The sequence below is a fragment of the Pseudomonas sp. LBUM1645 genome (genome assembly GCF_059716185.1).
Map to the genome: position 1 here is coordinate 944,715 of NZ_CP166811.1, position 19,896 is coordinate 964,610.

The window sequence follows — 19,896 nt, forward strand, 5'->3', positions numbered from 1 at the left end:
GTCAGCGCTCCGTCTATCAGTCGTCGAGGGCCTGCACGCGAACCTTCGCGGTGCCGCTTCTGAGCATACCCAGTTGTTCGGCCGCTTCATGTGAAACATCGATCAGACGCCCACGGGTATGCGGCCCGCGATCGTTGATGCGCACTACACAGGATTTGTCGTTATTCAGATTGGTGACCTTCACCCGTGTGCCAAAGGGTAGCTGGCGGTGGGCGGCGGTCAGGGAATTCTTGTTGAAACGCTCGCCGCTGGCGGTGCGTTTACCTTGGTGTTTGGCGCCGTAATAGGACGCCGTGCCAGTCTTGTCGTAGCCGTGTGGATCGATGACATCGGTGCTGGCGCAACCGGCGAGCAAAGAAAGCAGGGCGCAGGCACTGAGGAAGCGTTTCATTCGAAGGTTTCCACATACAAATGTGGGAGCGAGCTTGCTCGCGATAGCGGCCCGGCATTCAACACTGAGTTGACTGTCCGGACGCTATCGCGAGCAAGCTCGCTCCCACAGGGATCAGAGCCAGTTTTGAGTGCTGGCTCCATTCTCATCAGCCTTCGAGCTTGCTTTTCAGCAGTTCGTTAACCTGTTGCGGGTTGGCTTTGCCTTTGGAGGCTTTCATGGCCTGGCCGACGAAGAAGCCGAACATCTTGCCGCGTTTGGCTTCGTCTGCCGCGCGGTACTGTTCAACTTGTTCGGCATTGGCCGCGAGCATCTCGTCCAACACTGCCGAGATCGCGCCCGTGTCGGTCACTTGCTTCAAGCCGCGCTTGTCGATGATCTCGTCCGCGCTGCCTTCGCCGTTGGCCATGGCTTCAAACACCACCTTGGCGATCTTGCCGGAAATGGTGTTGTCGGTGATGCGCAGCAGCATGCCGCCCAGTTGCTCGGCCGAGACCGGCGACTGATCGATGTCCAGGCCCTGTTTGTTCAACAGGCTGCCCAATTCAACCATCACCCAGTTGGCCGCCAGCTTGGCGTCGCCGCCGATGCTCACGACTTTCTCGAAGTAATCGGCTTGCTCGCGGCTGGTGGCCAGGACGCTGGCGTCATAGACCGACAGACCGAACTGCGCCTGGAAGCGCTCGCGTTTCTGCGGTGGCAATTCCGGCAGGGTGGCGCGCACGTCGTCGAGGAACGAGTCTTCGATGACCACCGGCAGCAGGTCCGGATCGGGGAAGTAACGGTAGTCGTTGGCTTCCTCTTTACTGCGCATCGGACGGGTTTCGTCCTTGTTCGGATCGTACAGACGGGTCTGCTGGATCACCCTGCCGCCGTCTTCGATCAATTCGATCTGACGCTGCACTTCGGTGTTGATCGCCTTCTCGATGAAGCGGAACGAGTTGACGTTCTTGATCTCGCAGCGCGTGCCGAATTCAACCTGGCCTTTCGGACGGATCGACACGTTGCAGTCGCAACGCAGCGAGCCTTCGGCCATGTTGCCGTCGCAAATGCCCAGGTAGCGGACCATCGCGTGGACAGCCTTGACGTAAGCCACTGCTTCCTTGGCGCTGCGCATGTCCGGCTCGGACACGATTTCCAGCAGCGGCGTGCCGGCACGGTTCAGGTCGATGCCGGTGGCGCCGCTGAATTCTTCGTGCAGGCTTTTACCGGCGTCTTCTTCCAGATGCGCGCGGGTGATGCCGACGCGTTTGACCGTGCCGTCTTCCAGCGCGATGTCCAGGTGGCCTTTGCCGACGATCGGCAATTCCATCTGGCTGATCTGGTAGCCCTTCGGCAGGTCCGGGTAGAAATAGTTTTTACGGGCGAACACGTTGTGCTGGCCGATCTCGGCATCGATGGCGAGACCGAACATTACCGCCATGCGCACCGCTTCCTGGTTCAGCACCGGCAATACGCCGGGCATGCCGAGGTCAACCAGGCTGGCCTGGGTGTTCGGCTCGGAACCGAAAGTGGTGGAGCTACCGGAAAAGATTTTCGACCGGGTGGTGAGCTGGGTGTGAATCTCCAGCCCGATCACGACTTCCCATTGCATGTGTTTCTCCTCAGAAGCCGGTTGGGGTGCGGGTGTGCCAGTCAGTGTTGAGCTGATACTGGTGGGCAACGTTCAACAGGCGACCTTCCTGGAAATACGGGGCGAGCAATTGCACGCCGACCGGCAGGCCGTCGACAAAACCGGCTGGCATGGACAAGCCCGGCAGACCGGCGAGGTTGGCGGTGATGGTGTAGACGTCTTCCAGGTACGCAGCAACCGGGTCGCTGCTCTTGGCGCCAAGCTTCCAGGCCGGGTTTGGCGTGGTTGGGCCGAGGATGATGTCGACCTCATTGAAGGCAGCCATGAAGTCGTTCTTCACTAAACGGCGAATCTTCTGCGCCTTCAGGTAGTAGGCGTCGTAGTAACCGGCCGACAGCGCGTAGGCACCGACCATGATCCGGCGCTGCACTTCAGGCCCGAAGCCTTCGCCACGGGAGCGCTTGTACAGGTCGATCAGGTTTTTCGGGTCTTCGCAGCGATAGCCGAAACGCACACCGTCGAAACGCGACAGGTTGGAAGACGCTTCTGCCGGGGCGATCACGTAGTACGCAGGGATCGCGTGCTGCATGTTCGGCAGGCTGATTTCCTTGACCACGGCACCGAGCTTTTCCAGCTCCTTGACGCTGTTGTGGATCAGCTCGGCAATGCGCGGGTCGAGACCGGCGCTGAAATACTCTTTAGGAACGCCGATGCGCAGGCCTTGCAGCGAACCGTTGAGGCTGGCGCTGTAATCAGGCACGGGCTCGTCGATGCTGGTGGAGTCTTGCGGGTCGAAACCGGCCATGCCTTGGAGCAGGATGGCGCAGTCTTCGGCAGTGCGCGCCAATGGGCCGCCCTGATCGAGACTGGAGGCGTAAGCGATCATGCCCCAACGCGAAACGCGACCGTACGTCGGTTTCAGGCCGGTCAGGTTGGTAAACGCGGCCGGCTGGCGGATCGAGCCGCCGGTGTCGGTGGCAGTGGCGGCTGGCAACAGACGAGCGGCAACGGCCGCAGCCGAACCACCAGACGAACCGCCGGGCACGTGTTCCAGGTTCCACGGGTTTTTCACTGCGCCGTAGTAGCTCGACTCGTTGGCCGAACCCATGGCGAATTCGTCCATGTTGGTCTTGCCCAGCGTCACGGCACCAGCAGCGGCCAGTTTGGCGACCACGGTGGCGTCGTACGGTGCTTTAAAGTTGTCGAGCATCTTCGAGCCGCAGCTGGTGCGGATGCCCTGGGTGCAGAACAGGTCTTTGTGGGCGATCGGCGCACCGAGCAGGGCGCCGCTCTCACCATTGGCCCGGCGTGCGTCAGCGGCTTTCGCCTGCTGGAGCGCGAGGTCTTCGGTGAGGCTGATGAAACTGTTGAGCTGAGGGTCGAGCTGGGCGATACGCGCCAGCAGGGTTTTGGTCAGCTCTTCGGAAGAAAACTTTTTATCGGCGAGACCGCGGGCGATCTCGGCCAGAGTCAATTGATGCATTGCAGGCTCTTTCCCTTTAGTCGATGACTTTCGGAACCAGGTACAGGCCGTTTTCGACCGCTGGTGCGATGGACTGATAGGCCTCGCGATGATTGGTCTCGGTCACGACGTCTGCACGCAGGCGCTGGCTGGCTTCCAGTGGGTGGGCGAGCGGCTCGATACCGTCGGTATTGACCGCCTGCATTTCGTCGACCAGCCCCAGAATGCTGTTCAGGGCCGAAGTGATGTGTGGAAGATCGGCATCATTAAGGCCCAGACAGGCCAGATGAGCGATTTTTTCCACGTCGGAGCGTTCAAGCGTCATGGGATTCTCCAGTGGAAGGAAAACAGAACGGATGCTATCCGTGTGTTAGATTGTCGGAACACTACCGCATTTCTACGGTCATAAGGCCGCGATTGTGGGGGTTGGTGCACAGAAAAGCGGCCAATTTAACATATTGGCGCCTTGCCCAAAATCCCTGTCGTTGTTAGAGTTTGCCGCACTTTTTTACCCACGCGTTGCCTAGGGTCCCTTTCCCATGTTCAAGAAACTGCGTGGCATGTTTTCCAGCGATCTTTCCATTGACCTGGGCACTGCCAACACCCTTATTTACGTGCGCGAGCGCGGTATCGTCCTGAATGAGCCCTCGGTTGTGGCTATTCGGACACACGGTAACCAGAAAAGTGTCGTTGCTGTCGGCACCGAAGCCAAGCGCATGCTCGGCCGTACGCCGGGCAACATTGCTGCCATTCGTCCGATGAAGGATGGCGTGATCGCCGACTTCAGCGTTTGCGAAAAGATGCTGCAGTACTTTATCAACAAGGTTCACGAAAACAGCTTCCTGCAGCCTAGCCCTCGTGTGTTGATCTGCGTTCCGTGCAAATCCACCCAGGTTGAGCGTCGTGCCATCCGTGAGTCGGCCCTCGGTGCCGGTGCCCGTGAAGTGTTCCTGATCGAAGAGCCAATGGCTGCTGCGATCGGTGCCGGCTTGCCGGTTGAAGAAGCTCGCGGCTCGATGGTTGTCGATATCGGTGGCGGTACCACTGAAATCGCGCTGATCTCCCTGAACGGTGTGGTTTACGCCGAGTCCGTACGGGTTGGCGGCGACCGCTTCGACGAAGCGATCATCACTTACGTGCGTCGCAACTACGGCAGCCTGATCGGCGAATCCACTGCCGAGCGCATCAAGCAGGAAATCGGTACTGCCTACCCGGGCGGCGAAGTTCGCGAAGTCGACGTTCGTGGCCGTAACCTGGCCGAAGGCGTTCCACGCGCATTCACCCTGAACTCCAATGAAGTGCTGGAAGCTCTGCAAGAGTCCCTGGCCACCATCGTTCAGGCTGTGAAAAGTGCACTGGAGCAATCGCCTCCGGAACTGGCTTCCGATATCGCCGAGCGTGGTCTGGTACTGACCGGTGGTGGCGCCTTGCTGCGTGACCTCGACAAGTTGCTGGCCCAGGAAACCGGTCTGCCGGTAATCGTTGCCGAAGATCCGCTGACCTGCGTTGCTCGCGGCGGTGGCCGTGCGTTGGAAATGATGGATAAACACACCATGGACCTGCTGTCGAGCGAGTGATCTCGCCCGACGCATCTATGCTGTTGGCGCGCAGGCAGCACTTTGCAGTGCTGCCTGTTGGCGTTTATCTTCTGTCAGTCTGCATCCAGGCCGGTTTGATGCCGTATGAATAAAGAGAACATTTGCCTGGGAGGAGCGGCTTATTAAACCGCTTTTCACCAAAGGGCCTTCACTGGGCGTGCGCTTGTTGGTGCTGGTCGTGCTATCGGTCGCGCTGATGGTGGTCGATGCCCGCTTCACACTGTTCAAACCAGTGCGTAGCCAAATGTCGCTGGTGCTGATGCAGTCTTACTGGATCACCGACCTGCCGCAGCGGCTATGGCAGGGTGTGGCCAGCCAGTTTGGCAGCCGTACCGAGCTCGTCGCCGAAAACGAAAAACTCAAAACCGAAAACCTGTTGTTGCAGGGCCGCATGCAAAAGCTTGCCGCTCTCACCGAACAGAACGTTCGGCTGCGCGAGTTGCTCAACTCCTCCGCGCTGGTCAACGAGAAGGTCGAAGTGGCCGAACTGATCGGCATGGACCCCAATCCCTTCACCCACCGCATCATCATCAATAAAGGTGAGCGCGACGGTGTGGTCCTCGGTCAGCCTGTGCTCGATGCCCGTGGTTTGATGGGCCAGGTGGTCGAGTTGATGCCGTACACCTCTCGTGTGCTGTTGCTGACCGACACCACTCACAGCATTCCGGTGCAGGTGAACCGCAACGGTCTGCGGGCGATTGCCAGCGGCACCGGTAACCCGGAACGCCTGGAGTTGCGTCACGTGGCCGATACCGCCGACATTAAAGAAGGTGATCTGCTGGTCAGCTCCGGTCTGGGTCAGCGGTTCCCGGCGGGTTACCCGGTGGCGACGGTCAAGGAGGTGATTCACGATTCCGGTCAGCCGTTCGCTATCGTGCGCGCCGTGCCGACCGCCGCCTTGAACCGCAGCCGTTACCTGTTGCTGGTGTTCACCGACGGTCGTACAGCCGAAGAACGCGCCAACGAAGCTGCCCAGGCTCAAGAAGCCTTGGACCAGCACGGTGGTGGGCCGATCATTCCAGCGACAGTACCGAAACCTGCCATCGTCCCGGCTGCTGTTGCTGCGCCCGTGGCTCCGGTTGCGCCGGCGACTGCCCCGGCCGCCACAACCCCGCCCAAACCTGCGGCAACTCATCCTGCTCCTGCGAAACCTGCCGCCAGCAAGCCGCCCGCGACGCAACCTGCGGCCGCTAAACCGCCGGCCACGCCACCCGCTGCCGTGAGGCCTGCAGCCAAGCCGCCTGTCTCTGCGCCGGCTACCACTGGGGGACGAGAATAATGGTTGGTGCTACTGCTTCCCGAAACGGCTGGATGGTCTGGCTGACATTCGCCATAGGCATGCTGCTCAGTGTTTCGCCGCTGCCACAATTCATGGAAATCCTCCGCCCGCTGTGGCTGGCCTTGCTGCTGGCATTCTGGGCGTTGGCCATGCCGCAGAAAGTCGGGATGGTCACCGCGTGGTGCCTGGGCCTGGCCGAAGACGTGCTTTATGGCACGCTGCTGGGCCAGAACGCATTGATCCTGACGCTGATCACGTATCTCGTGCTGGCGCTGCAACAGCGCCTGCGCATGTTCCCGATGTGGCAACAGAGCCTGGTGATCCTGGTGATCTTCGGCCTCGCACAACTTGTTCAGCTATGGCTCAGCGCCCTGACCGGCAATCGTCAGCCAACGCTGGCGCTGGTCTTGCCGGCACTGGTCAGCGCATTGCTCTGGCCGTGGATCAGCTACGGTTTGCGCGGTTTGCGTCGACGCTACAAAATCAATTAATTCGGTCAGGCATTTGCCGGTGCCCTGCCTCGCAAATACGTTCCTTTTTGGCGAGTGGCTGTTGTTGCCAGACAAGGCGCCGCGACGAGTCATAGCTCGCTATGGCAAGGAGCGGCAACGCAGTATGGCAACAACAGACGCCGCCCAAAAGGAACGTATTTGTGAGGCAGGGCACTAAACAGGGAGATGTCTTGATGAAAATGTTGTACCTCGCCTCAGGCTCGCCGCGTCGGCGTGAACTGCTCACGCAGATCGGCGTGCCGTTCTCCGCCATCAGCGCGGACATCGATGAAACCCCTTTGGAAAATGAATCCCCGTCGGCCTATGTCGAGCGCCTGGCGCGTGGCAAAGCCGAGGCCGGACGCGGGGCCGTCGTGTCCGACGCAGATTTTTGCGTGTTGGGCGCCGACACCGCCGTGGTGCTGGACGGAAAAATTCTCGGCAAGCCGGTTGATGAAGCCGAGGCGTGCGCCATGCTTATGATGTTGTCCGGGTGTGAACATGAAGTCCTGACGGCGATTGCGGTGCTCGATGGCGAGCGTTGCGAGTCTCGGGTGGTGAGCAGTCTGGTGCGTTTTCGCAACATCAGTCGCGATGAAGCGATAGCCTATTGGGCCAGCGGCGAGCCGCAGGACAAGGCCGGCGGCTACGGCATTCAAGGACTCGGTGCGGTGTTTGTCGCCGGGCTCAATGGCAGTTACTCGGCGGTGGTCGGACTACCGCTGTGCGAAACCGCTGAGCTGCTGGGCCATTTCGGCATACCCTGTTGGCAAACCCTTAACGCGCGTTGAGCGTCGTACTGACAAGATGCGGCCATTATCGTGAACATGCCTGAACGAGACCCTGCCATGAGTGAAGAGATCCTGATCAACATCACGCCGATGGAATCGCGCGTGGCGGTGGTTGAAAACGGTGTTCTGCAAGAGGTCCACGTCGAGCGCACGCAAAAGCGCGGGATCGTCGGCAACATCTATAAAGGCAAGGTCGTGCGGGTATTGCCCGGCATGCAGGCGGCATTCGTCGACATCGGACTGGACCGCGCCGCGTTCATTCATGCCTCGGAAATCTCCCTGCGCGAAGGCCCGGCGGTCGAGAGCATCAGCGCTCTGGTTCACGAGGGTCAGAGCCTGGTGGTGCAAGTGACCAAGGACCCGATCGGCTCAAAAGGCGCACGCCTGACGACTCAGTTGTCGATTCCATCGCGTTATCTGGTGTACATGCCGCGTACCGCACACGTTGGTATTTCGTTGAAGATCGAAGACGAAGCCGAGCGTGAACGTCTCAAGCAAGTGGTCACTGATTGCGTGGCCAAAGAAGGCATCCAAGAGGCCGGTGGCTTCATCCTGCGTACCGCTGCCGAAGGTGCCGGTGCCGATGAAATCCTCATGGACATTCGCTACCTGCGTCGTCTCTGGGATCAGATCAACGAGCAGATCAAAACCATCAGCGCGCCGAGTGTGATCTACGAAGACCTCGGCCTGGCGCTGCGCACCTTGCGTGACCTGGTGAGCCCGAAGATCGAGAAGATCCGGATCGACTCCCGGGAAACCTTCCAGAAAACCACACAGTTCGTCGCCGAGCTGATGCCGGAAATCGCCGATCGTCTTGAGCATTACCCGGGTGAGCGGCCGATCTTCGACCTGTACGGCGTCGAAGACGAAATCCAGAAGGCGCTGGAGCGCAAAGTCCCGCTGAAGTCCGGCGGTTACCTGGTGGTCGATCCGGCGGAAGCCATGAGCACCATCGACGTCAACACCGGGGCGTTCGTCGGTCATCGCAACCTCGAAGAAACCATTTTCAAGACCAACCTCGAAGCCGCGACCGCCATTGCTCGTCAGCTGCGTCTGCGCAACCTGGGCGGGATCATCATCATCGACTTCATCGACATGGAAGATGAAGAGCACCAGCGTCAGGTGCTGCGCACACTCGAGAAGCAACTGGAACGCGATCACGCCAAGACCAACATCATCGGCATCACCGAGTTGGGCCTGGTGCAGATGACTCGCAAGCGCACCCGCGAAAGTCTCGAACAAGTGCTGTGCGAGCCGTGCAGCAGTTGTCAGGGCCGCGGCAAGCTCAAGACGCCGGAAACCGTTTGCTACGAGATTTTCCGCGAAATCCTCCGAGAGGCTCGCGCCTATCAGGCGGAAGGCTATCGTGTATTGGCAAACCAGAAAGTGGTCGACCGTTTGCTCGATGAAGAATCGGGCAATGTCGCCGAGCTCGAAGGTTTTATCGGACGCACCATCCGGTTCCAGGTGGAAACCATGTATTCCCAGGAACAATACGACGTGGTGCTGCTCTGAATCGCTGTCTTTCAACCCTGCTAGAACGGCTGGCCTCAGCTTTTTGCAGTATTTTTGCCATGGGAGCCAACTGACATGGAACGTCTGACACGCATTTTGGCCGCACTGACCCGCTGGGGTCTGGGGCTGTGTGCGTTGGTATTGGTGTTGATGGCGTTGTACGTCAGCCTCGGCCGAGAGCTGACGCCGCTGGTGGCTGAGTACCGTGCCGAAGTCGAAGCCAAAGCCAGCGCTGCCTTGGGCATGCCGCTGAATATCGGCGAACTCGAAGGTAACTGGAGCGGCTTTGCTCCGATCATGCTGGCTCACGACGTGATGGTCGGCGAGGGCGCCAATGCCCTGCGTCTGGATCAAGTGCGCGCGGTACCGGATCTGTGGGCCAGTCTGATGGCTCGTGAAGTGCGCATCGCTCACCTGGAGCTCAGCGGCCTGAAGATCAGCCTCAAGGAAGGCGAGGACGGCCATTGGGCGCTGGAAGGTTTGCCGGTGCAGCAGGATCAGCCGCTGGATCCAGAGCAATTGCTCAATCGCATGCAGATGGTTCAGCAACTGTCGGTACTCGATAGCCAAGTCACTTTGCAGCCACTGCAAGAGCAGCCGCTGACGCTGACTTACGTCGGTTTGAATCTGAAAACCGGCGTCTCCCGCCAGCGACTCGATGCCCGTTTGACCCTGCCCGACGGACAACCGGTGGCCATCAGTCTGCGTACCCGTCTGCGCGCCAGCGAATGGAAAGACGGCGAGGCCGACGCCTATTTGAGCCTGCCGCAAAGCGACTGGTCGAAATGGTTGCCTGAGCGCCTGACCCAACAATGGAATTTTTCCGAGTTCAAGGCCGGCGGCGAGCTTTGGGTGAACTGGAACAAGGGCGCCCTGCAAAGTGCTGCGATTCGCTTGAACGCGCCGCAACTCAAGGGCGCGTACGGCGAGCGCAAGCCGATCCAGATCAACAATCTGGCACTCAATGGCTATTTCCAGCGCAGTTCCGAAGGCACCCTGATCACCCTGGATTCGCTGGCCATGAGCCTTGGCGAGACCCGTTGGGAATCGCATCTGCAACTCAAGCAAAACGCGGCGACCGACAAGACTGAAGAGCTTTGGCATCTGCAAGCCGACCGCCTCGACCTCACCCCGATCACCCCGATACTGAATGCCTTGGGGCCGCTGCCCGAAGGCGTTGCTACGGCCGTCGAGCGACTCAAAGTGACCGGTGGCCTGCGCAACGTGCTGATCGACTTCCGGCCCAATGCTACCGACGACAGCAAATTCAGCTTTGCCGCCAACCTGGATCGGGTCGGCTTCGATGCCTATCACGGCGCTCCGGCGGCGCGAAATGTCAGTGGCAGCATCAGCGGTGATCTGGGCGGTGGCGAGCTGCGCATGGACAGCAAGGATTTTTCCCTGCACCTGGACCCGATCTTCGCCAAACCATGGCAGTACATTCAGGCCAATGCCCGGCTGACCTGGAAACTCGATAAAGAAGCCTTCACCTTGATCGCGCCGTACCTGAAGGTGCTGGGCGAGGAGGGCAAGATTGCCGGGGACTTCCTGATCCGCCTGCATTTCGACCACACCCAGGAAGACTACATGGACCTGCGGGTCGGTCTGGTGGACGGCGACGGCCGTTACACCGCCAAGTACTTGCCGACAATGCTCAGCCCGGGGCTGGACGAATGGCTGCGCACGGCGATTCTCAAGGGGGCGGTGGACGAAGGCTTCTTCCAGTACCAGGGTTCGCTGAACCACGGCGCCGACGAGACGGCCCGCAGCATCAGCCTGTTCTTCAAGGTTCACGACGCCGAACTGGCCTTCCAGCCAGGCTGGCCACATGTCAGCAAGGTCACGGGCGACGTGTTTGTCGAAGACAGCGGTGTGCGGATCCTGGCCAGCAAGGGCCAATTGCTCAATACCCAGGTCAGCGACATTTACGTCAATATTCCCCATGTGCCAGCGGGGCAAAACGTCCATCTGTTCCTCGACGGCGGATTCGCCGGCGGGTTGGGCGATGGCCTGAAGATTCTCCAGGAAGCGCCGATCGGCACCGCAGCCACCTTTGCCGGTTGGGAAGGCGAGGGCGATTTGCGGGGCAAACTGAAACTGGACATTCCATTGGTCAAAGGCGAGCAGCCGAAGATCCTCGTCGACTTCAAGACCGCCAAGGCCCGTCTGAAACTGGCCGAGCCAACCCTGGAGCTGACTCAGCTCAAGGGCGACTTCCGTTTCGACAGCGCCAAGGGTTTGAGTGGGCAAAACATCACCGCGCGCGCCTTTGATAAACCGGTTACCGCACAGATTTTCGCCGATGGTAGCCCCGGCAACCTCAAGACTCGTGTCGCCGCCTCGGGCCAGGTCGAGGTCAAGAAACTGACTGACTGGCTGAGTGTGACTCAGCCGTTGCCAGTGTCCGGTGTGATCCCTTATCAGCTGCAACTGAACCTTGATGGGCCCGACAGTCAATTGATGGTCAGCTCCAACCTCAAAGGCGTAGCAATCGATTTGCCGGCGCCGTTCGGCATGGCGGCCGACGTCGGCCGCGACACCACGTTCCGCATGACCCTGCAGGGAGCGGAGCGGCGCTACTGGGTCAACTACGGTGAGCTGGCGAACTTCACGTTTGCGGCACCACCCGGCAATTTTGCCGACGGTCGTGGCGAGTTGTTCCTGGGTGGCGGCAATGCCGTGTTACCCGGCGCCAAAGGCCTGCGGGTGCGCGGTGTGCTGTCGGAACTGGACGTCGGCCCCTGGAAGGACCTGGTAGACAAGTACGCCGGCCAGGATCCGGGCGGCAACGCCAAACAGTTGCTCAGCAGCGCGGATTTCAAGATTGGCAAGCTCAGCGGTGTCGGTACTACGCTCGATCAGGCGTCTGTGCAGTTGAACCGCAAACCTGCCACATGGGCCTTGCAACTCGACAGCCAACAGGTAAAGGGCAGCGCCAGCATCCCCGATGCGAAAGCCGCGCCGATTGCGATCAATCTGCAATACGTGCGTTTGCCGGCGCCAGACCCGACGGTCCTGGCCGACGAAAACTCGCCAGATCCCCTGGCCTCGGTGGATCCGACGAAGATCCCGGCACTGGATATCACCATCAATCAGCTGTTCCAGGGCAAAGACCTCGTCGGGGCCTGGTACCTGAAAGTCCGTCCGACCGCCAAGGGCATTGCGCTTAATACGCTGGATCTGGGCCTCAAGGGCATTCTTCTGCAGGGCAGCGGCGGTTGGGAAGGTATGCCCGGTTCCAGCAGCAGTTGGTACAAGGGCCGGATCAGCGGCAAGAATCTCGCCGATGTACTGAAGGGCTGGGGATTTGCGCCGAGCGTCACCAGTGAAGATTTTCATATGGATGTCGATGGTCGCTGGCCCGGTTCGCCGGCCTGGCTGGCCACCAAGCGCTTCTCTGGAACCCTCGATGCTTCGCTGAATAAAGGCCAGTTCGTTGAAGTTGAGGGCAGCGCCCAGGCGTTGCGAGTGTTTGGCTTGCTGAACTTCAACTCCATCGGCCGCCGGCTGCGTCTGGACTTCTCCGACCTGTTCGGCAAAGGCTTGAGTTACGACCGGGTCAAAGGCCTGCTGGTCGGGACCAACGGCGTCTACGTGACGCGTGAACCGATCCTGCTGACCGGTCCGTCGAGCAACATCGAACTCAACGGGACGCTGGACCTGGTGGGCGATAAGGTTGATGCCAAGTTGCTGGTGACGTTGCCTGTGACCAACAACCTGCCGATTGCCGCGCTGATCGTCGGTGCACCGGCTATCGGCGGCGCGCTGTTCCTGATCGATAAGCTGATCGGTGACCGTGTGGCGCGTTTCGCCAGCGTCCAATACACCGTCAAGGGGCCGTGGAAAGAGCCGAAAATCACCTTCGACAAGCCTTTTTGACAACGCCACGCCTAAGGCCGATGGAGTAGCATGGCCGTAAGTCCCTGTAGGAGCTCACGAGTGAAACGAGGCTGCGATCTTTTGATTTTGCCTTTTAAGATCAAGATCAAAAAATCGCAGCCTCGTTTCACTCGTCAGCTCCTACAGGTATGTGTTGATTCCAGATCAGGAAAAGGCCATGTCTTTTGCGGTGATTCAAATGGTCAGCCAGAGCGATGTGCTGGCCAATCTGGCCCAGGCCCGACGGCTGCTCGAGCAAGCGGCGACCAGTGGTGCGCAGCTTGCCGTACTGCCGGAAAACTTCGCTGCCATGGGCCGTCGCGACATTGCCGACATCGGCCGCACCGAGGCATTGGGCGAAGGTCCTATCCTGCCGTGGTTGAAACAGACCGCCCGCGACCTCAAGTTATGGATAGTGGCCGGCACATTGCCGTTGCCGCCGGTGGATCAACCGACGGCCAAAGTGCATGCCTGCTCGCTGCTGGTGGATGACCACGGCGAAACCGTTGCACGGTATGACAAGTTGCACCTTTTCGACGTCGATGTGGCCGACAATCGCGGGCGTTATCGCGAATCCGATGACTATGCTTATGGCAGTGGGGTTGTCGTAGCGGACACGCCCGTCGGCCGAGTCGGGCTGACAGTGTGTTACGACCTGCGCTTCCCGGAGCTGTACAGCGAATTACGCGCTGCCGGTGCGGAGTTGATTACCGCGCCGTCGGCCTTTACCGCGGTGACCGGCGCGGCGCATTGGGATGTATTGATTCGCGCGCGGGCCATCGAAACTCAATGTTATGTGCTCGCGGCTGCCCAGGGTGGGACGCATCCGGGGCCGCGGGAAACCTTTGGCCATGCCGCGATTATCGACCCGTGGGGACGTGTGCTGGCGCAACAGGATCAAGGCGAGGCCGTGCTGCTGGCCGAACGCGATAGCAGCGAACAGGCGTCCATCAGGGCGCGGATGCCGGTGTCCAGTCACCGGCGCTTTTTCTCGCAGGGCGCCCAGCGACCTGCCTCAGAACGATGAATTTAAGGCGTAAAGCATATGAGCGAGTTGTTGTCCTCAGTCAGTGAACACCTCCTGGCGCCTGGCGGCGTAACGATCGAGAGCCTGCAAGGTGTACTCGGCGATCTGGCCGGCCCGGGCATCGATGCTGCCGACCTGTATTTCCAGGGGCAGATTTCCGAGTCCTGGGCGCTGGAAGACGGGATCGTCAAGGAAGGCAGCTTCAACCTCGACCAAGGTGTCGGCGTGCGAGCGCAATCGGGTGAGAAAACCGGTTTTGCCTACAGCAATGCCATTACCCTTGAAGCCCTCGGCGCCGCAGCCCGGGCTGCACGTTCGATCTCCCGCGCCGGTCAGAACGGCACGGTGCAAGCCTTCACGACCCAGGATGTCGCCCAGTTGTACGGGCCGGACAACCCGCTGGAAGTGATGACCCGTGCCGAGAAGGTCGAACTGCTCAAACGTATCGACGTCGCGACTCGCGCCCTCGACCCGCGTATCCAGCAAGTCACCGTGAGCATGGCCGGCGTCTGGGAACGAATCCTCGTGGCTTCCACCGACGGTGGCCTGGCCGCCGATGTACGGCCGTTGGTACGCTTTAACGTCAGCGTGATCGTCGAACAGAACGGTCGCCGTGAGCGCGGCGGTCATGGCGGTGGCGGTCGTACCGATTACCGTTATTTCCTCAGCGACGACCGCGCCATGAGCTATGCCCGTGAAGCGCTGCGTCAGGCGTTGGTGAATCTGGAAGCCATCCCTGCGCCGGCCGGTACGTTGCCGGTGGTGCTGGGTTCGGGCTGGTCGGGCGTGTTGCTGCACGAAGCGGTCGGCCACGGACTGGAAGGCGACTTCAACCGCAAGGGCAGTTCGGCCTACAGCGGGCGCATGGGCGAGATGGTTGCGTCCAAGCTCTGCACCATTGTCGATGACGGCACGCTGGCCGGTCGTCGCGGTTCCCTGAGCGTCGACGATGAAGGCACCCCGACCGAGTGCACCACGCTGATCGAAAACGGCGTACTCAAAGGCTATATGCAGGACAAGCTAAATGCGCGGCTGATGGGCGTGGCCCGTACCGGTAACGGTCGCCGCGAATCCTACGCGCACCTGCCAATGCCGCGCATGACCAACACCTACATGCTGGCGGGCGAAAGCGACCCTGCAGAAATCATCGCCTCGGTGAAGCGCGGCATCTACTGCGCCAACCTCGGCGGCGGTCAGGTGGACATCACCAGCGGCAAGTTCGTGTTCTCCACCAGCGAGGCGTACCTGATCGAAGACGGCAAAATCACTGCCCCGGTCAAAGGCGCGACGTTGATCGGCAACGGGCCGGAAGCCATGAGCAAGGTGTCGATGGTCGGTAACGATCTGGCGCTGGACAGCGGCGTGGGGACGTGTGGCAAGGATGGGCAGTCGGTGCCGGTGGGTGTCGGCCAGCCAACGCTGAAAATAGATGCGATCACTGTGGGTGGCACAGGATCGTAAGGGGATGGAGCTTCGGGTGAACCGCGTAGCGACTCACCCGATTCGAGATTTAACGCAGACCGCGTTGAGTCTCGTCCAGCTCACGGATGTACTTGAAGATTTTACGGCTCGATGCCGGTGGCTTGTTGGTCGCCAGTTCGTGCTGGGCCTGACGGATCAGGGAGCGCAACTGCTGGCGATCAGCCTCCGGGTAGTCGAGCACGAACTTCTCCAGGACCGCATCGTCGCCCGCGATCAAGCGATCGCGCCAGCGTTCCAGGCCATGGAAACGTTCGTTGTACTGCCGGGTGGAGGCATCGAGTTGATCGAGCAGCATCAGAATGGCGTCAGTGTCCTGATCGCGCATCAGTTTGCCGATGAACATAAGGTGCCGTTTACGCGCGATATTCGCGGTGTGCTTGGGCGCATCGGCCAGTGCCCGGCGCATAGCGTCGGTCAACGGCAGTTTTGCCAGCAAGTCAGGCTTGAGCGTTGTAAGGCGCTCGCCGAGGTCAACCAGAGCATGAAGCTCGCGTTTAACCTGGGATTTGCTTTTTTCTCCCGTATCGAGGGAGTCGTCGTAAGAATCAACCATGGTGGCCGTCCGCAAAGAAACGCCGCCATGATAACCAGTCGGGGGCCGCTTGTCCGGCCCGGTCGCTCGAAGGCCCTAGCCGAAAGCAGAATTTGAGTGGAGAACAGCATGAGTGCAGTTGAAAGCGTCGGCCCACAAGCGTTGCCGGCACTGCAAGAGCAAGTCGAGCAGATCATCGCTGAAGCCAAGCGCCAGGGTGCCAGTGCCTGTGAAGTGGCGGTGTCCCTGGAGCAGGGCCTGTCCACCTCGGTGCGTCAGCGTGAAGTCGAAACCGTCGAATTCAACCGCGATCAGGGCTTCGGCATCACCTTGTACGTTGGCCAGCGCAAGGGTTCGGCCAGCACATCCGCCAGCGGTCCGGAGGCGATTCGCGAAACCGTCGCCGCCGCACTGGCCATCGCCAAGCACACGTCGGAAGACGAAGCTTCGGGCCTGGCAGACGCCGCGCTGATGGCCAAGGATCTGCAGGATTTCGACCTGTTCCACCAATGGGACATCACCCCGGAGCAAGCCATCGAGCAGGCCCTGGCCTGTGAAGCGGCGGCGTTTGCCACCGACAGCCGGATCAAGAACGCCGACGGCACCACCCTCAGCACCCATCAGGGCTGCCGCGTTTACGGCAACAGCCACGGTTTTATCGGCGGTTACGCGTCGACCCGGCACAGCCTGAGCTGCGTGATGATCGCCGAGGCCGACGGCCAGATGCAGCGCGATTACTGGTACGACGTGAACCGTCAGGGCAATTTGCTGGCATCTCCGGAGAGCATCGGCCAGCGTGCCGCGCAACGGGCGGCGAGCCGTCTGGGCGCGCGTCCGGTACCGACCTGCGAAGTGCCGGTACTGTTTTCCGCGGAACTGGCCGGTGGTTTGTTCGGCAGTTTCCTCTCGGCGATTTCCGGCGGCAGTCTGTATCGCAAATCCTCGTTCCTTGAAGGCACGCTGGGGCAAAAACTGTTCCCGGAATGGCTGACCATCGATGAGCGTCCGCACTTGATGCGCGCCATGGGCAGTTCGGCGTTCGATGGTGATGGTTTGGCCACTTACGCCAAACCGTTCGTCGAAAAAGGTGAGTTGGTCTCGTACATCCTCGGCACGTACTCTGGCCGTAAGCTCGGGATGCCGAGTACCGCCAACGCTGGCGGCGTGCACAACCTGTTCGTCACCCATGGTGACGAAGACCAGGCAGCCTTGCTGCGCCGCATGGGTCGCGGCCTGCTGGTGACTGAATTGATGGGGCAGGGCCTGAACATGGTCACTGGCGATTACTCCCGTGGCGCGGCGGGTTACTGGGTCGAGAACGGCGAAATCCAGTTTGCGGTCCAGGAAGTGACCATCGCCGGCAACATGCGTGACATGTTCAAACAGATCGTTGCCGTCGGTAATGACCTGGAGCTGCGCAGCAACATTCGTACAGGTTCGGTGCTGATCGAGCGGATGACGGTAGCGGGTAGCTAAACCCAACCGATAAAAAGAGGCGCGCCACCCATTGGGTGGCGCGCCTTTTTTATGCGCCTTGCGCAGTCCCCTGTGGGACCAAGCTCGCTCCCACATTGAACAGCATGTATTTCGCTGGGGTTGTTTTGGTTCTCATTATCATCTAATAATAAATCTCATTACCGAATGAGCCCGGATCATGAGTTCTGCCTTGCACGAGCAGCCTTACCTCGAAAGCTGGCGCTGGATGAGTCGCCAGATCCGTTGCGCGATGGACCCCGATGAGCCTCGCCTGATCGAACATTACCTGGCCGAAGGTCGGTATCTCGCCTGTTGCACGGCAACGTCTCCCTGGACCATCGCCGAAACTTCTTTCCGCCTGTTGCTCGACACCGCCGCCGATGTCGCGCTGCCCTGGCACTGGCGCACCTTGTGTCTGGACCAGGCCTGGCGGCCATTGCGCGATCTGGAACGCCTCTCTCTGTGCAAATGCCGCCTCAAGCGCTGGCAGAGCTACACCTGGCAACTGGCGACCTGCGAGTTGCAGCCCTCGATTCCTCTCATAGAACTGGTGCAAGGATTTACAGATGACCAAGACTCGTATTGAGCGCGACAGCATGGGCGAGCTTCAAGTGCCGGTGGACGCCCTCTACGGCGCACAGACCCAACGTGCAGTGGATAACTTCCCCATCAGCGGCAAACCGATGCCGGTGCAGTTTATCCGCGCGCTGATCCTGGCCAAGGCCGCCGCTGCCCGAGCCAACGTCGAGCTCAAGCAAATCAGCGAATCCCAGGGCAAAGCCATCGTCGATGCGGCGCTGGGTCTGCTCCAAAGCGACTTCATGCAGCATTTTCCGGTGGATATCTTCCAGACCGGTTCCGGCACCAGTTCGAACATGAATGCCAACGAAGTGATCGCCACCTTGGCCAGCCGCCTGCTCGGCGAGCCGGTGAACCCCAATGATCATGTCAATTGCGGCCAAAGCAGCAACGACATCATCCCGACCACCATCCACGTCAGTGCTGCGTTGGCGTTGCACGAGCAATTGTTGCCGGCGCTGCTGCGTCTGGTTCAGGTGATCGAACGCAAGGCCGAAGAGGTTCATCACCACGTCAAAACCGGTCGCACTCACTTGATGGACGCGATGCCGGTGCGCATGAGCCAGGTGCTCAACGGTTGGGCGCAGCAGCTCAAGGCCAACATCGGTCATCTGCAGGATCTGCTGCCGAGTCTGCAATCCCTGGCTCAGGGCGGCACGGCAGTGGGCACCGGAATCAACGCTCATCCGGAATTCGCGGCGCGTTTCAGTGAGCAACTGAGCAAGCTGACCCAAGTGCAATTCAAACCGGGTGAGGATCTGTTTGCGCTGATCGGCTCTCAGGACACGGCGGTCAGTGTTTCCGGTCAGCTCAAGGCCACGGCCGTTTCGCTGATGAAAATCGCCAACGACCTGCGCTGGATGAACTCCGGCCCGCTGGCCGGTCTTGGTGAAATCGAACTCGAAGCCTTGCAACCGGGTTCTTCGATCATGCCTGGCAAGGTCAACCCGGTGATCCCGGAAGCGACCGCCATGGTCGCCGCTCAGGTCATCGGCAATGACACGGTCATCACCATCGCTGGTCAGTCGGGCAATTTCGAGCTGAACGTGATGCTGCCGATCATCGCCCAGAACCTGCTGAGCAGCATCGAGTTGCTGACCAACTCCAGCCGTCTGCTGGGTGAAAAGGCCATCGCCAGCTTCAAGGTCAACGAAACCAGGCTGAAGGAAGCGCTGTCGCGTAACCCGATCCTGGTCACTGCACTCAACCCGATCATTGGTTACCAAAAAGCCGCTGAAATCGCCAAGAAGGCCTATCAACAGGGCCGTCCGGTGATCGATGTCGCGCTGGAACACACCGACCTGACGCGCGGCCAGCTGGAAGAGTTACTCAACCCAGAGAAGCTCACCGCAGGCGGCGTGTAACCACCGCAACCGCTTTGGAGGCTCACCATGGAGCACTGGAAACGCACGATCGAAAGGGCTAATCGCCATTTCATGCTGGGCGAATTGGTTGATGCCCGCGAGGCTTACTTGCAGGCCCTGGCCCTGGCCCAGGTGTTGTTCGAGCGCTGGGCAGATGCCGACGAGGCGGTCGCGGCCTGCGTGATTTCCCATCACAACCTGGCGGATCTGCATTTACGTCTGAACCAGCCAGAGGAGAGCGCCGAGTACCTGTGCGCCATCCATCAGCGATTGTTGCAGACCATGCAGGACCCACGACTGGCGCCGGCCTTGCGTGAAGCAGCGTTGCGCCAGAGCAGCAAAACCTACGTCGAGCTGCTGAATTTCATCAGCGAACACGGCGAATACCCGCGTACGCATCGATTGCTGCACATCGATGCCGCCTCGCCTGCGCCCCTACATCATGGAGTTCATTGAA

At 60.3% G+C, this 19,896-nt stretch carries 17 protein-coding genes; 12 read left to right on the forward strand and 5 right to left on the reverse strand.

The window, feature by feature from the left end; all coding sequences use genetic code 11:
• Positions 1-16: 16 nt before the first annotated feature.
• The 4 genes from ACA079_RS04015 to gatC form a co-directional block, all read right to left on the reverse strand.
• Complete coding sequence (locus ACA079_RS04015) at positions 17-391, reverse strand: septal ring lytic transglycosylase RlpA family protein (RefSeq protein ID WP_497702655.1); 375 nt, start codon at positions 389-391, stop codon at positions 17-19.
• A 148-nt stretch (positions 392-539) separates the two neighbouring features.
• Positions 540-1,985 carry an Asp-tRNA(Asn)/Glu-tRNA(Gln) amidotransferase subunit GatB gene (gene gatB / locus ACA079_RS04020; RefSeq protein WP_095129458.1) on the reverse strand — a complete coding sequence of 482 codons (1,446 nt, stop codon included), beginning with the start codon at positions 1,983-1,985 and terminating at the stop codon, positions 540-542.
• 10 nt (positions 1,986-1,995) lie between these two features.
• Positions 1,996-3,447 carry an Asp-tRNA(Asn)/Glu-tRNA(Gln) amidotransferase subunit GatA gene (gatA, locus tag ACA079_RS04025; protein WP_497702656.1) on the reverse strand — a complete coding sequence of 484 codons (1,452 nt, stop codon included), beginning with the start codon at positions 3,445-3,447 and terminating at the stop codon, positions 1,996-1,998.
• Between the two features lie 16 nt (positions 3,448-3,463).
• Positions 3,464-3,751, reverse strand: coding sequence for an Asp-tRNA(Asn)/Glu-tRNA(Gln) amidotransferase subunit GatC (gene gatC, locus ACA079_RS04030; RefSeq protein ID WP_008026876.1), 288 nt, complete (start codon positions 3,749-3,751; stop codon positions 3,464-3,466).
• 214 nt (positions 3,752-3,965) lie between these two features.
• On the opposite strand from gatC, the gene mreB reads away from it, so the two are divergent.
• From mreB to tldD, 8 genes are all read left to right on the forward strand, one after another.
• On the forward strand, positions 3,966-5,003 hold the full coding sequence (gene mreB / locus ACA079_RS04035) for a rod shape-determining protein MreB (RefSeq protein WP_002555108.1): 1,038 nt from the start codon (positions 3,966-3,968) through the stop codon (positions 5,001-5,003).
• 142 nt (positions 5,004-5,145) lie between these two features.
• Positions 5,146-6,303 carry a rod shape-determining protein MreC gene (gene mreC / locus ACA079_RS04040; RefSeq protein ID WP_497704278.1) on the forward strand — a complete coding sequence of 386 codons (1,158 nt, stop codon included), beginning with the start codon at positions 5,146-5,148 and terminating at the stop codon, positions 6,301-6,303.
• Complete coding sequence (gene mreD, locus ACA079_RS04045; protein WP_008148886.1) at positions 6,303-6,794, forward strand: rod shape-determining protein MreD; 492 nt, start codon at positions 6,303-6,305, stop codon at positions 6,792-6,794. Before mreC ends, mreD begins: the two co-directional genes overlap by 1 nt.
• A gap of 194 nt (positions 6,795-6,988) precedes the next feature.
• Positions 6,989-7,585, forward strand: coding sequence for a Maf family protein (locus ACA079_RS04050; protein WP_497702657.1), 597 nt, complete (start codon positions 6,989-6,991; stop codon positions 7,583-7,585).
• A 57-nt stretch (positions 7,586-7,642) separates the two neighbouring features.
• Positions 7,643-9,100, forward strand: a complete 1,458-nt coding sequence (gene rng / locus ACA079_RS04055) for a ribonuclease G (RefSeq protein WP_033058026.1) — start codon at positions 7,643-7,645, stop codon at positions 9,098-9,100.
• A gap of 75 nt (positions 9,101-9,175) precedes the next feature.
• Positions 9,176-12,979 (forward strand): YhdP family protein, encoded by a 3,804-nt coding sequence (locus ACA079_RS04060; protein ID WP_497702658.1) that lies wholly within the window; start codon positions 9,176-9,178, stop codon positions 12,977-12,979.
• A 178-nt stretch (positions 12,980-13,157) separates the two neighbouring features.
• Positions 13,158-14,006, forward strand: a complete 849-nt coding sequence (locus tag ACA079_RS04065; RefSeq protein WP_497702659.1) for a carbon-nitrogen hydrolase family protein — start codon at positions 13,158-13,160, stop codon at positions 14,004-14,006.
• 18 nt (positions 14,007-14,024) lie between these two features.
• Positions 14,025-15,467 (forward strand): metalloprotease TldD, encoded by a 1,443-nt coding sequence (gene tldD, locus ACA079_RS04070; protein ID WP_008148876.1) that lies wholly within the window; start codon positions 14,025-14,027, stop codon positions 15,465-15,467.
• Positions 15,468-15,516: 49 nt separating this feature from the next.
• On the opposite strand, the gene yjgA is transcribed toward tldD, so the two are convergent.
• A complete protein-coding gene (yjgA, locus tag ACA079_RS04075; RefSeq protein WP_054049927.1) occupies positions 15,517-16,041 on the reverse strand; it encodes a ribosome biogenesis factor YjgA in 525 nt (174 codons plus the stop codon).
• Positions 16,042-16,149: 108 nt separating this feature from the next.
• On the opposite strand from yjgA, the gene pmbA reads away from it, so the two are divergent.
• The 4 genes from pmbA (at position 16,150) to ACA079_RS04095 (ending at position 19,895) form a co-directional block, all read left to right on the forward strand.
• A complete protein-coding gene (gene pmbA / locus ACA079_RS04080; protein WP_046045848.1) occupies positions 16,150-17,496 on the forward strand; it encodes a metalloprotease PmbA in 1,347 nt (448 codons plus the stop codon).
• Positions 17,497-17,674: 178 nt separating this feature from the next.
• Positions 17,675-18,082 carry a FagA protein gene (locus ACA079_RS04085; protein ID WP_497702660.1) on the forward strand — a complete coding sequence of 136 codons (408 nt, stop codon included), beginning with the start codon at positions 17,675-17,677 and terminating at the stop codon, positions 18,080-18,082.
• Entirely contained in the window at positions 18,063-19,439 is a 1,377-nt protein-coding gene (locus ACA079_RS04090; protein ID WP_497702661.1) for a class II fumarate hydratase, read from the forward strand. The genes ACA079_RS04085 and ACA079_RS04090 overlap by 20 nt, the downstream gene beginning before the upstream one ends.
• A 27-nt stretch (positions 19,440-19,466) precedes the next feature.
• Positions 19,467-19,895, forward strand: coding sequence for a DUF2753 family protein (locus ACA079_RS04095; RefSeq protein WP_497702662.1), 429 nt, complete (start codon positions 19,467-19,469; stop codon positions 19,893-19,895).
• Position 19,896 lies beyond the last annotated feature (1 nt).

Coding starts and splice junctions, on each gene's coding strand:
- gatC (WP_008026876.1), bottom strand. CDS start 3,751: ATGACGCTTGAACGCTCCGACGTGGAAAAAATCGCTCATCTGGCCTGT.
- rng (WP_033058026.1), top strand. CDS start 7,643: ATGAGTGAAGAGATCCTGATCAACATCACGCCGATGGAATCGCGCGTG.
- mreD (WP_008148886.1), top strand. CDS start 6,303: ATGGTTGGTGCTACTGCTTCCCGAAACGGCTGGATGGTCTGGCTGACA.
- gatA (WP_497702656.1), bottom strand. CDS start 3,447: ATGCATCAATTGACTCTGGCCGAGATCGCCCGCGGTCTCGCCGATAAA.
- ACA079_RS04065 (WP_497702659.1), top strand. CDS start 13,158: ATGTCTTTTGCGGTGATTCAAATGGTCAGCCAGAGCGATGTGCTGGCC.
- tldD (WP_008148876.1), top strand. CDS start 14,025: ATGAGCGAGTTGTTGTCCTCAGTCAGTGAACACCTCCTGGCGCCTGGC.
- ACA079_RS04050 (WP_497702657.1), top strand. CDS start 6,989: ATGAAAATGTTGTACCTCGCCTCAGGCTCGCCGCGTCGGCGTGAACTG.
- ACA079_RS04060 (WP_497702658.1), top strand. CDS start 9,176: ATGGAACGTCTGACACGCATTTTGGCCGCACTGACCCGCTGGGGTCTG.
- ACA079_RS04090 (WP_497702661.1), top strand. CDS start 18,063: ATGACCAAGACTCGTATTGAGCGCGACAGCATGGGCGAGCTTCAAGTG.
- ACA079_RS04015 (WP_497702655.1), bottom strand. CDS start 391: ATGAAACGCTTCCTCAGTGCCTGCGCCCTGCTTTCTTTGCTCGCCGGT.
- mreB (WP_002555108.1), top strand. CDS start 3,966: ATGTTCAAGAAACTGCGTGGCATGTTTTCCAGCGATCTTTCCATTGAC.
- ACA079_RS04095 (WP_497702662.1), top strand. CDS start 19,467: ATGGAGCACTGGAAACGCACGATCGAAAGGGCTAATCGCCATTTCATG.
- pmbA (WP_046045848.1), top strand. CDS start 16,150: ATGAGTGCAGTTGAAAGCGTCGGCCCACAAGCGTTGCCGGCACTGCAA.
- gatB (WP_095129458.1), bottom strand. CDS start 1,985: ATGCAATGGGAAGTCGTGATCGGGCTGGAGATTCACACCCAGCTCACC.
- yjgA (WP_054049927.1), bottom strand. CDS start 16,041: ATGGTTGATTCTTACGACGACTCCCTCGATACGGGAGAAAAAAGCAAA.
- ACA079_RS04085 (WP_497702660.1), top strand. CDS start 17,675: ATGAGTTCTGCCTTGCACGAGCAGCCTTACCTCGAAAGCTGGCGCTGG.